Annotated in this window: 11 protein-coding genes; 6 read left to right on the top strand and 5 right to left on the bottom strand. The window is 65.3% G+C overall.

What is annotated here, in order from left to right:
* Positions 1-222 precede the first annotated feature (222 nt).
* A complete protein-coding gene (locus ACU4IU_RS15640; protein WP_139908406.1) occupies positions 223-2115 on the bottom strand; it encodes an L-lactate permease in 1893 nt (630 codons plus the stop codon).
* A gap of 336 nt (positions 2116-2451) precedes the next feature.
* On the opposite strand from ACU4IU_RS15640, the gene aceB reads away from it, so the two are divergent.
* Together aceB and ACU4IU_RS15650 are read left to right on the top strand one after the other, a co-directional pair.
* A complete protein-coding gene (gene aceB / locus ACU4IU_RS15645; RefSeq protein WP_172174384.1) occupies positions 2452-4056 on the top strand; it encodes a malate synthase A in 1605 nt (534 codons plus the stop codon).
* A 160-nt stretch (positions 4057-4216) separates the two neighbouring features.
* Positions 4217-5371 (top strand): FAD-binding oxidoreductase, encoded by a 1155-nt coding sequence (locus ACU4IU_RS15650; RefSeq protein ID WP_446657231.1) that lies wholly within the window; start codon positions 4217-4219, stop codon positions 5369-5371.
* Between the two features lie 52 nt (positions 5372-5423).
* Here ACU4IU_RS15650 and ACU4IU_RS15655 read toward each other — a convergent pair whose 3' ends face one another.
* Positions 5424-5885 (bottom strand): universal stress protein, encoded by a 462-nt coding sequence (locus ACU4IU_RS15655; RefSeq protein ID WP_446657232.1) that lies wholly within the window; start codon positions 5883-5885, stop codon positions 5424-5426.
* A 13-nt stretch (positions 5886-5898) separates the two neighbouring features.
* Entirely contained in the window at positions 5899-7392 is a 1494-nt protein-coding gene (locus ACU4IU_RS15660; protein WP_446657233.1) for a CitMHS family transporter, read from the bottom strand.
* Positions 7393-7535: 143 nt separating this feature from the next.
* Here ACU4IU_RS15660 and ACU4IU_RS15665 point away from each other — a divergent pair, with 143 nt between their 5' ends.
* Entirely contained in the window at positions 7536-9338 is a 1803-nt protein-coding gene (locus ACU4IU_RS15665; RefSeq protein WP_446657234.1) for an ATP-binding protein, read from the top strand.
* Positions 9338-9994: a response regulator gene (locus ACU4IU_RS15670; protein WP_172174698.1), complete on the top strand. Its 657-nt coding sequence runs from the start codon at positions 9338-9340 to the stop codon at positions 9992-9994. The genes ACU4IU_RS15665 and ACU4IU_RS15670 overlap by 1 nt, the downstream gene beginning before the upstream one ends.
* A 170-nt stretch (positions 9995-10164) precedes the next feature.
* On the opposite strand, the gene ACU4IU_RS15675 is transcribed toward ACU4IU_RS15670, so the two are convergent.
* Entirely contained in the window at positions 10165-11526 is a 1362-nt protein-coding gene (locus ACU4IU_RS15675) for an MFS transporter (RefSeq protein WP_446657235.1), read from the bottom strand.
* Positions 11527-11676: 150 nt separating this feature from the next.
* Here ACU4IU_RS15675 and ACU4IU_RS15680 point away from each other — a divergent pair, with 150 nt between their 5' ends.
* Positions 11677-12216, top strand: coding sequence for an ArsR/SmtB family transcription factor (locus tag ACU4IU_RS15680; RefSeq protein WP_376907088.1), 540 nt, complete (start codon positions 11677-11679; stop codon positions 12214-12216).
* A complete protein-coding gene (locus ACU4IU_RS15685) occupies positions 12206-13009 on the top strand; it encodes a class I SAM-dependent methyltransferase (RefSeq protein ID WP_446657236.1) in 804 nt (267 codons plus the stop codon). Before ACU4IU_RS15680 ends, ACU4IU_RS15685 begins: the two co-directional genes overlap by 11 nt.
* 93 nt (positions 13010-13102) lie before the next feature.
* Here ACU4IU_RS15685 and ACU4IU_RS15690 read toward each other — a convergent pair whose 3' ends face one another.
* Positions 13103-13903, bottom strand: coding sequence for a hypothetical protein (locus ACU4IU_RS15690; RefSeq protein ID WP_376906242.1), 801 nt, complete (start codon positions 13901-13903; stop codon positions 13103-13105).
* Positions 13904-14161 lie beyond the last annotated feature (258 nt).

A 14161-nucleotide genomic window follows, 5' to 3' on the forward strand; every position in this document is an offset into this window, starting at 1 on the left:
CCCGACGAAACTGCGAACGCCCGCAGATGCCTCCTCGTGAGGCTCTGCGGGCGTTGTCGCGTTCTGGGCGAATCGCCTTTTGATCGGCGCATCGCGTTTGAACCCGATGCGTGGATCAAAAGGCGATGACTCCCGACTCAAAAGGCGATGACACCTGGTGCGGGGGACGATTCGCGCGTGCGGAAGCGTCAAGTGCGGGGACGATCCGCGCGGGCGTGAGCGTCAAGCGCGAGCGGTGGGCTCCGGTTCGTCGTCGGGGTCGGAGGTGCGAAGGTCGCTGACGCCTGCTTCAAGGCCCGGCAGAGGCTTGCCCGGCGAGCGGCGGATCATCACCACGACGGCGGCGAGGCCGATGACAATCGCAGTGAGGACGACGGTGCCCGCGTTGAAGCCCAGCCCGTTGAGTCCGATGAACGCCAGGGCACCCGCGGCCAGCGAATACACGAGCATCGGGATCGAGGTGCGACGGATGAGCTCACCCTCCCGACCGATGAGTCCCACCGTCGCCGAGGCGGCCACGACGTTGTGCACGGCCACCATATTTCCAGCGGCGCCGCCGACCGCCTGAGCCGCGACCACGGTCTCAGGGCTGGCGGCACCGATCGCGGTGCCGGTGGAGAACTGGAACTGCGAGAACATGACGTTCGAGACGGTGTTCGATCCGGCCACGAAGGCACCCAGGGCACCGACGAACGGGGCGAACAGCGGCCAGGCGTCGCCCACGGAACTGGCGGCCGCCTCGGCGAGGGTGACCGGCATCGACTCCAAGCCGGCGCCGTTGTAGTCGGCGCCGGAGTTGATGAACACGCGAACCAGCGGCAGGGAACACAGCAGGGCAACGGCCGCGCCGGCGATCTGCGAACCGGCGATCTGCCACGACCCTGCGATCTGCTTCTTCGTCATCCGGTGGATGAAGTACGTCAGCCCGCAGGCGAGGACGAAGATCGCGCCGGGCGACCACAGCAGATCCATGTTCTGGCTGATCGGGGTGCCGAAGATGTTGTCGATCTTGATCACGGCCGGACCGTTGAGGAACTCCTTGATCGCGGGCACATTGCGGGTGATGAGCAGCAGGGCGACGACGATGAGATAGGGCGACCACGCCCGGGGCAGCGACATCTTCTTGGTCAGCTGCGCCTTCTCCTTGTTCGGGTCGACGGTGCCCATCCAGAAGGCTGGCCACTTCTCGCGCGGTGCGAAGTCCCAGGTCTTCTTCGGCATGAGGAAGCCCATCCGCGAGGTCGTCACGACGATGGCGAGACCGATGAGCCCGCCGAGCAGCGACGGGAACTCCGGCCCGAGCACATTGGCCACGATGAGGTAGGGCACGATCATCGCCAGGGCCGCGTAGATCGCGAACGGGGCGATGGCCAGGCCGTCGGCGAAGCGCCGGTTGGCACCGAAGAATCCCGTCATCAGGCACGAGAGCAGCAGCGGGATGAGGATGCCGCAGCAGGCGTGGATGAGCGCGACCTGCGTGGCGGTGTGAGCGACGAATTCGGCCTGGCCGAGTCCGAGCTGACCGGCACGTTCGGCGACGTCGGCCGACATCGACCCGTCCTCCTGCGCCAGCCCGGAGCCGATGCCCAGCACCATCGGAGTGCCGACGGCGCCGAAGCTCACCGGCGTCGACTGGATGATGAGACCGGCGAGCACCGCGGCGATCGCGGGGAAGCCGAGGGCCAGCATGAGCGGGGCGACCACGGCGGCCGGAGTGCCGAAGCCGGCGGCGCCCTCGATGAACGAGCCAAAGAGCCAGGCGACGATGATGACCTGCACCCGCCGGTCCGGGGAGATCGCGATGAAGCCGGCGCGGATCGTTTCGATCGCCCCGGACCGGGTGATCGTGGCCAACAGCAGAAGCGCACCGAAGACGATCCACAGCAGGCCGATCGCGACGAGGAGGCCCTGGACGACCGAGGCGCCGATCGTCACCCACTCGATCTTCCACGCGAAGTTCGCCACGAGCGCCGCGGCTATCAGTCCGACAGGCATGGCGTATTTCGCGGGCCAGCGGAATCCGATGAGAAGGATTCCGGCCAAGAGGATGGGGGAGAGGGCCAGGAGAGCTGCAACAGCGAGGTTGTCCACCATGAGTCCGATCCGCGGCGTCATTGCCGCATCGTTCCACGGACCTGACCTGGAGCGACGATCTTCCTCAGCCGACCGAGAACCAGCGGTGGTCGGTGACGATGGGCCGCCTCGGCGAGTCCATGAGAGATGTTCCCCTAATCCTCCCCAGCCGCCTGATCAGAGTCAATGAACACACCGTCTCGAATGCAGGATATGGTTTGACGAGACGTGCATCACCTCATATTCTTTCGTTGTGTGAACAAATATTTTCACAATGTGAAAGTTTCGCAGTCAAAACCCCGTTGACCAGCGAACATATCGCATCACCAGATGTGGATAAGGACGCAGCACCGATGTGCTGACTAAGGAGAACCATCGATGACCGCTCATATCGAAAACCTGGACATCCCCGCCGGGATGGAGATCACCGGTGAGCTGCCGGACGGGGCTGAGAAGGTCCTCACGCCCAAGGCGCTTGAGCTCATCGTCGATCTGCACCGGAAGTTCAACGGCGACCGTCTCGAGCGCCTCGAGGCTCGCAAGGAACGCCAGGCCGAAATCGCCGCAGGCAAGGACCTCGACTTCCTCCCCGAGACCGCTGAGATCCGCAACGATCCCTCCTGGCAGGTCGCACCCCCGGCACCCGGTCTCGAAGACCGCCGCGTCGAGGTCACCGGCCCCACCTACAAGAAGATGACGATCAACGCGCTCAACTCCGGCGCGAAGGTGTGGCTGGCCGACCAGGAAGACGCGAACACCCCGCAGTGGGACTCGGTCATCCAGGGCCAGATCAACCTGCTCGACTCGCTCAACCGCGAAATCGACTTCACCTCGCCCGAGGGCAAGGAATACAAGCTCGCCCCCGACGAGGAGCTGCCGACCATCGTCGTGCGTCCTCGCGGCTGGCACATGCCGGAGAAGCACATCCTCATCGACGGTGAGGAGACCTCCGGTTCGCTCGTCGACTTCGCGCTGTACTTCTCGACCGCCGGTCAGATCCAGATCGAGAAGGGCCGCGGCCCCTACTTCTACCTCGCGAAGATGGAATCCCACCTCGAGGCCCGCCTGTGGAACCAGGTCTTCGAACACGCCGAGGATGCCTTCGGCCTGGCCCGCGGCACCATCCGCGCCACCGTGCTCATCGAGACCTACACCGCGGCTTTCGAGATGGAGGAGATCCTCTACGAGCTGCGCGAGCACTCCGCCGGACTCAATGCCGGTCGCTGGGACTACATCTTCTCCGTGATCAAGAACTTCCGCTCCCGCGGCTCCGACTTCCTGCTGCCGGACCGTTCGGACGTGACGATGACGGTGCCGTTCATGCGCGCCTACACCGAACTGCTCGTGCGCACCTGCCACAAGCGCGGTGCGCATGCCATCGGCGGAATGTCCGCGTTCGTCCCCTCGAAGGACGAAGCCGCGAACAAGGCCGCCTTCGACAAGGTGCGCGAGGACAAGTCGCGTGAGGCCTCCAACGGTTTCGACGGCTCCTGGGTCGCACACCCCGGAATGGTCGCCCTCTGCAAGGAGGTCTTCACCGAGACCCTCGGCGAGAAGCCGAACCAGATCGACAACAAGCGCGAAGACGTCAACGTCACCGCTGCCGATCTGCTCGACGTGAAGTCGACCCCGGGTGCGATGACCGAGGCGGGCCTGCGCACCAACGTGTCCGTCGGCATCCAGTACCTGCGCGCCTGGCTCGAAGGCAACGGCGCGGTCGCCATCAACGGACTCATGGAGGACGCCGCGACCGCCGAGATCTCACGGTCCCAGGTGTGGCAGTGGCTGGACGCCGGAATCACCCTGGACTCCGGTGAGAAGGTGACGAAGGAGCTCGTCGAGCGCATCGTCGCCGAGGAGGTCGCCAAGCTGCCCGGTGACGACGCAGGCTGGAAGGACGCCACCGACACCTTCGTCTCGGTCGCCCTCGATCCCGAGTACGTCGACTTCCTCACCCTGCCGGCCTACGCCCGCATGCCGTGATCGGCACTCGCTGACGAAGCCGAACGCCCCCGAAATCTGTGCCTTGAGCACCGATTTCGGGGGCGTTCTTCGCTAAGCTCGACATACACACCCACGTGAGGGTTCCAGCTCGACCCGCAGGTGGGAGGTGCCGACGACGGATGGACCTACGGAGGTGGGGATGAGCCTGACCACAGACGAACTGCCCCGACTGGCCAGCCCCTCAAGCATCGCCGAACTCTCCGAGCTCATGGCCCGCGCCCATGCCGAGCACCGCACCGTGACCGTGTTCGGCGGCGGTACCGCCTTCGACGATCATCCGCCGGTCTCCACTCCGGGGCTCCTCATCGACCTGACATCCATCGCCGAGGCGGCCGATCCTCGCGGCGGCACCATCCGTGCCGGAGCCGGCTCCCGGATCAGCGCCCTGACCAGGTTCGCCGCACAGTCAGATCTGGAGCTCCTCGGCGACCTTCCCGCCGACCGCATCGAAGCCGGCGCCACCCTCGGTGGCATGATCGCCACTGCGGCCACCGGGCCCCGCAGTCTGCGCCGTCCCCGCCTGGCCGAGACCGTGGAATCCGTGACCGTCGTCGGTGCCGATGGGACCATCGCCCGCACCTCTCACGGGCTCCACCGGGACCTGGGCGGCCGCGATCTGCCCGGACTCGTCACCGGATCCTGGGGAACCCGAGCGATCATCGCCGAGGCCGAGATCCGTCTGACAGAGCGCCCCGCAGCGCAGAGATTCGTCTGGATTCCCGGCACCGAGGCGGCTGCCGATCTCCTCATCGCCCGCAGAGTCCCGGACGCGGTCGTCATCGAACGCCCACCCGGTTCACTGGCGGCGACAGTGGTCCTCATCGAAGGGGAGACCGACGAAGTCGAGGCCGAAGTGGGACACCTCGTCGATCGGAACCCCGGTGCGACCCCGTGCGGGGAACCGGAATGGTGGGGGCGCAGAGCGCGGCTGGCCGCGACCATCGGAGTGTCCGTGGCGCCGAGTTTCATTCCGACGCTCATCGATGCCGTCGCCCGATTGGAGACGACGATCGGCTATCCGCTGCAGCTGCGCGGCAGTGCAACGGGCACGTTCGAACTGGGCATCGGCGCACCGGAATCCGAACCGGGAGTGGCCACCCGAGTGGTACTGGAACATCTGCGCAGCTTCGGCCTGCATGTCATCGCCGCCCGGCTCATCCACGCACCCGCACCGGTCTGGGACGAGGTGGACGCTTGGGGTCCGCAGCCGGGGCGGTCGGGTCTGCGCGAGATCAAGAAACTGGTCGACCCTCGAGGAATCCTGGCTCCGGGCCGCGGGATCGCCGGAATCTAGCGTCGCGCCACCGAGGCCGGGCGACCAAACTCGTGCGGCCGGCTCCGAACTTCTACTTGACCAACAGCACCGGGCACTCGGCCTCGAGGATGACCTGCTGCGCACTCGAGCCGAGCAGCAGCTTGACCACGGGCGAGCGTCGCTTCGTGCTCATGACGATCAGTGCGGCATCGTGATCCTCGGCGAGACCGAGGATCTGCTCGGCCGGGTCGGGCCCGGAGCGGTGGACGGCATACTCGAGCCCCGCCTCGGCGAGGGAGGCACCCAACTTGGTGCATTCGGACAGGGACGACGTCGACGGAGCCGTCGTCGTATCCGTGCCGAACACGACCGCCTGCACCGCAGCGTTCTCACGGCGGGCCGCGGCGATCGCCTGCTCGAGCACCTCATCCGAGGCATCCGGACGCAGCGCCAGGACCACGGTATTTGAAGCCGAATTGATGCTCGGTGAGGCGGTGACCTGCAGCGACGGGGCAGGGAAGCGGCGCTGCGGAGTCGAATAGAGGTCAGTCATCGCAGTCCTCCGCTCAGCCGATTCCGATGACGCCGACGGCGACACCCACGGCGAGCATGACGAGGGCGACGATGAGCGCGCGCCACAGCACCTTCTTGTGGTGATCGCCGAGCTCGACGCCGGACAGGGACACGAGCAGCAGGATCGCGGGCACGAGCGGCGACTGCATGTGCACGGGCTGGCCTGTGATCGAGGCGCGGGCCATATCCGCCGCGGAGATGCCGAAGTGGGAGGCGGTCTCGGCGAGCACGGGCAGGATGCCGAAGTAGAAGGCGTCGTTGCTCATGAAGAACGTCATCGGGATCGACAGCAGACCGGTGATGACGGCCATGTAGGGTCCCATCGAGTTCGGGATGACCTCGACGAGCCACTCGGCCATCGCGTCGACCATTCCGGTGCCGGACATGATGCCGGTGAGCACGCCCGCGGCCATGACCATGGCCACGACGGAGATGATCGCGGTCGCATGGGAGGCGAGCTCCTCCTGCTGGTCCTTCATCTTCGGGAAGTTGACCATGAGCGCGATGACGGTGCCGATCATGAACAGGTACGGCAGCGGCAGGATGTCGATGATGAGCAGGACCATCACGGCCACGGTCAGCGCCAGGTTGAACCAGAACAGCTTCGGACGCAGGGTCGCGCGGTTGGGATCGAGCGCGGTGTTCGACAGGCCCGTGCCGGAACCGGCGGAATCGCCTGTGTCGTTCGCGGAGGCGGGTCCCGCCTCGGGGGTGGTGTCATCATTCGCCGAGGCGGCCGAGCCGGATCCGTGTCCGTGACCACCCGCGGTGGTGCCCGCGGACGAACCCGCGTTCGTGCTGGCTCCGGCCACGGCGCCGACGAGATCCATGCGACGATTCGAACCGCGGTCCTCGACCCAGGCGACGCCGTTCTTGGCCAGGCGGCGGCGTTCGGAGATGCCGAGCACGTAGGCGAAGACGAGGCACACGAGCAGGCCGGCCACCAGGGAGGGGACCATGGGGACGAAGATCTCGTTGGCGTCGATCTGCAGCGCCGAGGAGGCTCGGGCAGTCGGGCCGCCCCACGGGACGATGTTGAGGGTGCCGTTGATGAGACCGGCGACGCAGGTGAGCACCACAGGTGACATCTCGAGGCGCTGATAGATCGGCAGCATGGCCGCGGTTACGACGATGAACGTCGTCGATCCGTCACCGTCGAGGGACACGGCGCCGGTGAGCAGCGCGGTGCCGAGGACGACCTTGACGGGGTCGTTGCCGGCAACCTTGAGGATGAACTCGACGAGCTTGTCGAAGAGACCGACGTCGATCATGATGCCGAAGTAGATGATGGCGAAGAGCAGCAGCGCTGCTGTCGACGACATCGAGGCGATCGCGTCCATGACCATGTCCCCGATGCCCAGACCGGCCCCGGCGAAGAGGCCGAAGATCGTGGGCACGAGGATGAGCGCGAGGATCGGCGAGAGTCGTTTGGTCATGATCAGCGTCATGAAGACGAGGATCATGGCAAAACCGAGAATGACAAGCACGAGCTTCTCCTTCGAAGGCGAATGTGAGGCTCGAAACACCGTAGGGCCCAGATCACGGGCCGCGCGCGCTTGTGTGCACTGATGGCGTTTAGATCGTTGCGCGCCTTTTGCGCATTGCGCTCAAACGCGGCTACGCTGAGCGCGTGCCCCGGCCCCATCGTTCGTTCTCCCGTCGTGTGCTGATCTCTCAGCTCGCGCTCGTCATCGTGATCCTCGCCCTGGTCACCGGAGTGTTCGCGTGGATGGGTGCGCGCACCGTCACCGAGGTGACCGAGACGAAGGCGCTGGCCACTGCCCGCACGCTGGCGATCGATCCGGACGTCCGCGCCGCCGCCACCCAGGCTTCGGCCGAGCATGCCGAGAAACCCGATGCGCAGCTCGTGACCTCGATGTTGGCGATCACCGATGATCTGCGCGACCGCTCGGGCATCAGCTTCGCCGTCATCACCGACGATCGCGGCATCCGACTCACCCACCCTGATCGGTCGAAGATCGGGCACAGGGTCTCGACGTCGCCGGAGGAGGCACTGGCCGGACGCGAGAACGTCTCCCACGAATCCGGGACCCTGGGCGAGACGGTGCGCGCGAAGGTGCCGATCTATTCGAATGAGGACGGCAAGACCGTCGTCGGTGAGGTCTCGGTCGGCATCTTCGCCTCCGTGCTCGATGCCGACGTCCGCCGCGAACTCATCCTGCTCGGCACCGTCGCGGTGTTCGCCCTCGCGCTCGGCGGGGTCGTATCGGTCATGCTCGGGCGCCGGCTGCGGCGGGAGACGCTCGGCGTCGGACCCGAAGAGCTTGCCGAGATGGCCCGCGACCAAGGGGCCGTGCTCCACGGCCTCGACGACGGAGTGCTCGGATTCGATACGAACGGGAAGCTGACCCTGAGCAATTCGAACGCGAAGGAGCTGCTTGGGGCCTCCTCGGCGAAGCACGTTGACCGCGCGGGCGAAACGGCCGGCGCGAACGGGGGAGCCGCCTCGGCGGGGGATTCCGACCGCGAACTGGTCGACGCCTCCGACAACGAACTCGTCAATGTGCCCGATGAGATCACCGCGCTCATGGCCGACGCCCCGGCGGACGGAGCCCTGCGGCGGCGTGTCACGATCGGCGACCGGATCCTGCTGGCAACAGCCGTGCGGGTCCAACGCGACGGGGTGTCCGTCGGCGGGGTCGTGACCCTCCGCGACGAGACCCAGATTCTCACGATGGCTCGCCAGCTCGAGTCCGTCACCGCCATGGCCCGGGCCCTGCGCACCCAGCGGCACGAGTTCGCCAACCGGCTGCATACCGTGCTCGGACTCGTCGACACGGGCGCCACCGATGAGGCCCACACCTACCTGTCCTCCCTCCTGGGCACCGGGCCGATCACGACTCCCGTCGAGGACATCGACCTCGTGTCCGACCCGTATCTGCGCGCCGTTCTGGAAGCGAAAGGAACGACCGCCGCCGAGGCGGGAGTGGCCCTGGCCGTCACCCCGGACTCCCTGGCCGTCGGTGCGGTCCGCGACCCGGAGGCAGTCACGCTCATCCTCGGCAACCTCATCGACAATGCCGTCCGTGCGGCCGTCGCAGGCCGGCGGTACGCCGAGGACGGAGGCCGGGTCGAAGTGCAGGTGCTCAGCTCCGGGACGGAGCTCCACGCGGTCGTCACGGACACCGGTGACGGGATCGACGACGAGGTGGCGGGGAAGATCTTCGACGAGGGATTCTCGACCTCGACGGCCGCCTCGGCGCCGGATTTCGGGATCGGGCTGACCACCGGAACCGGCACCGGGGACGGTCACGGACTCGGCATCGGACTGGCGCTCAGCCGCCGGGTCGCGGAGAAGGGCGGGGGAGCGGTGTGGCTCATCGACGGCCACGACCCGGACCTCGGCGGGGCGAGCTTCGGCATGCGCCTGCCCGATGCCCTCGATGAATTTCAGCAAGATGAGGAGAGATGATGGTCAACGTTCTCGTGCTCGATGACGATTTCTTCGTCGGGCAGATCCATGCCCGGTACGTCGACGAGGTGCCCGGCTTCACGGCGCTCGAACCCGTCCGCGACCTGAAGACGGCACGCGAGGTCATCGCCGAGAACGAGGTCGATCTGCTTCTCGTCGACTATGTGCTGCCCGAGGGCACCGGGGTCGAACTCATCCGCGAGACCGATATCGAGGCGATTGTGCTCTCGGCGGTCACGGATCCGCAGGTGGTCCGTTCGTCGCTGCGCGCGGGGGCGATGACGTACATCGTCAAGCCCTTCGCCGCCGAGGTGCTGCAGAACTTTCTGCGCCGCTACGCTCGTTTCCTCCGCTATTGGGAGCGGGAGAAGGTCGGGCAGACCGATCTCGAGCGGCAGCTGCGCAACCTCCACGATGCCGCGGCCGTCGGCGGGACCGGAGCGAGCCCGGCGGGATCGTCGACGACGACCCGGATTCTCGCCGCGCTCGAGGAGGCGAGCGGTCCGATGACGGCCCTCGAGGTCGCCGAGGCGGTTGGTGCCTCCCGTGCGACCGCGCAGCGGCATCTGGCCAAGCTCGCCGAGGCCCGCACGATCACGGTGTCCCTGCAGTACGGCAACACCGGCCGCCCCGAGCACCTCTACGCGACCCGCTGAGGTGTTTCGGGCTCGTCTCGGTCACTCTCGATCTCTTTCGATCGACGACTTCGGCGCTGCCTGGCCGCAGTGATTCTGCCGCCAACGGCAAGTTAAGTGTGCGCAGATTGCCAAAAATGCGAAGAGAATGTGCAATCTGAGCACACTTATCTCGCTGTTGGCAGGAGAGCTCAACCGCGACCTTCGGCCTCCGCCGACGGTGAGATCGGGTCGGTCGCCTCGGCGAGCAGATCGAGTTCGCGGGGGAGTTCGCGCATCCTCAGCAGGCGGGAGGCGAGTACCGGCAGTGAGCCGAGCAGCGCGCAGGCTGCCAGGATCCACATCGTCGTCGTCACTCCGAGCCGGTCGCCGAGGATGCCTGCCAGGAAGGCGCCCACCGGCATCGGCCCCCATACGAGGAAGCGGATGGAGGCGTTCATCCGGCCCAGCAGCGGCTTCGGGCACAAACGCTGCCGGAAGCTCACCTGCGCAATGTTGTAGACGACGATCGCCCAGGTCACAAGGAACCAGCTGATCAGCAGGGTCGGCAGCGCCGGCAGGACGGAGGCGAGCGGAACACCGAGGAAACAGAGGCCGCCGATCAGCGCGGACACAGCGATGCTCGTACCTTCGCCGAGGATCTTCTGCACCCATGCCGCAGTAAGTGCGCCGAGGATGCCGCCGGCCGAGGCGACGGACATGATGATTCCGAGTTCGACCTGGTGAAGACCGAGCGTGGTGAGTGCGTACAGCACGAGGAGCGCGAAGATGCCCGACGACGCGAAGTTCGTCAGACCTGTGCAGGCAGTGATCCGGCGCAGCAGCGGGTGACCGAGGACGAAGCCGAGTCCCTCCCGAATCTCGGCGACGAATCCGGCCCGGCCCTCGGCCGGTCGTGGGGTTTCGCGGTGTCTGATGAGTCCAACGAGGATGCTGGAGAGTCCCATGCAGATGCTGGTCAGTCCGATGGTCAGTGGGGCACCGATCGCGGTGACCAGGCCCGAGGCCAGAGTGGGGCCAGCAACTCCGGCGGTCTGCTGGCTGGCTTGGAGCTTGCCGTTGCCGTCGGAGATCGCTTCCCCGTCGACGAGTTCGGGCAGGTAGGACTGATTGGCGATGTCGAAGAAGACGCTGACGATTCCGACCCCGGCCGCGACGAGATAGAGCTGGACCATGCTCAGGGCATCGAACGCCCAGGTCAGCGGGATGGTCAGGAGGATGGCGGCACGGATGATGTCGCCGGAGACGATGACGAGTCTCTTCGGCAGACGGTCGACCCAGGCCCCGGCGGGCAGGCTGATGAGCAGGAAAGCCGCGGATTCCAGCGTTGCGAGCACTCCCATTTCGAAAGCGTCGGCGTGGAGGAGCTGCACGGCGATGAGGGGGAGGGCGAAGAGGACGAGCTCGGATCCGAACACAGAGACCGTGTCGCCTGCCCACAACTTCATGAAGTCGCGGTGTCTCCACAGCGAGACGTGCTTCGGCCGCTGCGATGAAGCGGACCCGTGCTGCGGTAGTGGTTCGCTCGCCGGCGGTTGGTCGGCTGCTGCCATGGCTCTTCCTCGAGACGACGGGCGGAGCATCAGTGATTGAAGGTCAGTGATTGAGGGTTGTCAATCAGTAATGCTCCACGAGTGATTGGGGAAAGTCAATCACTTTGGACGATTGATTGACTTCTCCCGATCACTCGCTAGCGTTGAGGCATGAGCGATGACACACCTGCCGCGGCCGCCCTTGCCCGAGCCGTGGAGCGCAGGGATGCCACCGATGCCGAGGCCAAGGCGCTGGCGTCGAGCATTCGGATTCGGATCCTGCGGCTGTGTCTGGACGAGGCCTTAAGCAATCGGGAGATCGCCGAGGCGACCGGCCTCAATCCCGCGACCTCGCTCCATCATGTGCGGATGCTTGCCGACACCGGATTCCTCGAACCTCAGGAGGCGCGGCGCGGCAAGCGCGGGTCCAGAGAGATTCCGTACCTCGCCACGGGCAAGAGCTGGTTCCTCAATACCGGCGATATGACGACCGAGATGATCGAGGCCTTCACAGCGGAGTTCACCGCCGCACCCTATGAGGAGCGGACGATGGGTCGAATGGCGGCGATGCTCACCGCGGATGAGGTCGAGGAGTTCCGGGCTCGCATCGATGAGCTGTTCGAAGAGTTCCGCAGCCGGCGCAACAAGGACGGTGCCACCCAGTGGGGTCTGTTCATCGCCATGCATCCGAGCGATCCACATGACCGCTGACGGCGGCCGGGATCCAGCTGACAACGCCGGGGACAGTTATGTCGACGCGCGATGCGCTGCCGTCTATGACATCTTCGAAGGACCCGAACGGGACGACCTCGACGTCTACGCTGCGATGGTCGAGGAGTTCGGGGCCGCCTCGGTGGTGGATGTGGGATGCGGAACGGGCACATTCGCCACGCTGCTCGCCGGTCGGGGAGTGGAGGTCGTGGCCGTCGATCCCTCGGCGTTGGCGTTGGACGTGGCGCAGTCGAAACCCCATGCCGGCAAGGTGACGTGGGTCCACGGGATCGCAGCGGACCTGTCGCCGCTGCAGGCGGACATGGCTTTCATGACAGCTAATGTGGCCCAGGCGATTCTCGGAGATGAAGCCTGGGCGGAGACGTTGATGGCGATCCGCCGGAGACTTTCGCCGGGCGGAATCCTCGTCTTCGAATCACGCGACCCCGAGAGGCAGGCGTGGCGGGAATGGACGAAGGAGAACACCTATTCTGCGGCCGAGGTTGACGGTGAGGGATCAGTCGAGTCGTGGGTGGAGTTCGACGCCGCACACGGCGCGTTCGTCGACTTCTTCGGAATGTTGGTCTTCGAACGGGACGGCCGCCGCGTCGAACAGCAGAGCCGTCTGCGGTTTCGTGACCGCGCTGAACTGACGAAATCACTGGAAGACTCCGGTTTCATGGTCGAAGAGATCCGTGATGCACCGGACAGACCGGGCCGCGAGTTCGTCTTCGTCGCCCGAAAGAGCCAGGCGACCCATCGGCAGGATGTCGACCGCGACCGACCGTGCTGATTCTGCCGCGAATGGCGAGTTAAGTGTGCTCAGAATGCCAAAAAGTCTAGGAAAACGGGCAATCTGAGCACACTTATCTCCCCAACGCAGGACTCATTCTTGGTGTGCCGTCATTTCTGCCTTCTTGAGCGCCGTCGGGAGAAGATCTTCGGTCAGGTAGTCGCTGACACCGTTCATCGCTTCTTCGTCAACGGCGAGGCTGGTTTCTGAGTCGAATGCCATTTGATGAACTGTCAGCAGTTCTCCTGCCCAGGAAACGTAGCACTCTGACATTGCCATCTTGCCCTGGCCTAAAAACGTTCCGTTGTAGGCCGCAGTACAGAAGCCTTCGCCCTTGTTGCCTTTGGGTTCGAAGACCTCGACCGACTCCGTCGATTCCGCGCTGATCGATTCTTGGCAGTCGCCCACGGTGTTTCGGAGATCTTCGAGCAGCTCCGCCGATCCCCTTTCGGGCCTGGTCAGCGATGTCAGGATGTATGTACCGGTGCTGTCGTCGGACTGATCAAATGATCGCGCAGCAGAGACTCCGTCCAGATCGGATGAGTAGGCGGACATGGCACCGATGACGCACTCGGATTGTGTGGACCGATTGTCGGGAGAGCTTTCCTTAGAGCCGAACGGATTGGCAGCCTGCTCGTCCTTTTCCCCGAATTCGACGTCGTCCTCAAGGGTGAAACCGCTGGGCAAGTCCTCCAGTGAGAGGATTCTGTCGCTGTATTCGGCGCCACTCAGAGCCGCGCGTTCGTCGGCTTCCTGAGATTCAACAGCTGCTGGATCAGGGGAGGCCTCCTCCTGTTTCTGTCCTTGCCCAGCCTGATCACCGGATCCGTCAGAGCAGGCGGACAGCGCGAGTGCGCAGGCCACAGCCATGATTCCGATCGTGAAGCGTTTCAACAACTTGCCCTTTCGTGTGCGGCTTTAAGCAGGAGCCTACAATATCTGTTGTCTCTTTGACGGTCTCAGTCCAGTTTGTGGCGGATTCGCCTTTCCTCCCTTCTCGAGTGCCAGACGCAGACGGTCGACTCCACCCCGCGGAGAGACTCAGTCGTGACGCAAAGCGGAACGCGGCAGAACATCGTCGCCGAGAAACGGGTGAAGCGTCGAGAAACGCATGTGCACACCCGTTTCTCGACACGTAGCCCGTTTTTCGGC

This window comes from Brevibacterium sp. CSND-B09 (assembly GCF_052906525.1).

Coding starts and splice junctions, on each gene's coding strand:
- ACU4IU_RS15640 (WP_139908406.1), bottom strand. CDS start 2,115: ATGACGCCGCGGATCGGACTCATGGTGGACAACCTCGCTGTTGCAGCT.
- aceB (WP_172174384.1), top strand. CDS start 2,452: ATGACCGCTCATATCGAAAACCTGGACATCCCCGCCGGGATGGAGATC.
- ACU4IU_RS15650 (WP_446657231.1), top strand. CDS start 4,217: ATGAGCCTGACCACAGACGAACTGCCCCGACTGGCCAGCCCCTCAAGC.
- ACU4IU_RS15655 (WP_446657232.1), bottom strand. CDS start 5,885: ATGACTGACCTCTATTCGACTCCGCAGCGCCGCTTCCCTGCCCCGTCG.
- ACU4IU_RS15670 (WP_172174698.1), top strand. CDS start 9,338: ATGGTCAACGTTCTCGTGCTCGATGACGATTTCTTCGTCGGGCAGATC.
- ACU4IU_RS15675 (WP_446657235.1), bottom strand. CDS start 11,526: ATGGCAGCAGCCGACCAACCGCCGGCGAGCGAACCACTACCGCAGCAC.
- ACU4IU_RS15680 (WP_376907088.1), top strand. CDS start 11,677: ATGAGCGATGACACACCTGCCGCGGCCGCCCTTGCCCGAGCCGTGGAG.
- ACU4IU_RS15685 (WP_446657236.1), top strand. CDS start 12,206: ATGACCGCTGACGGCGGCCGGGATCCAGCTGACAACGCCGGGGACAGT.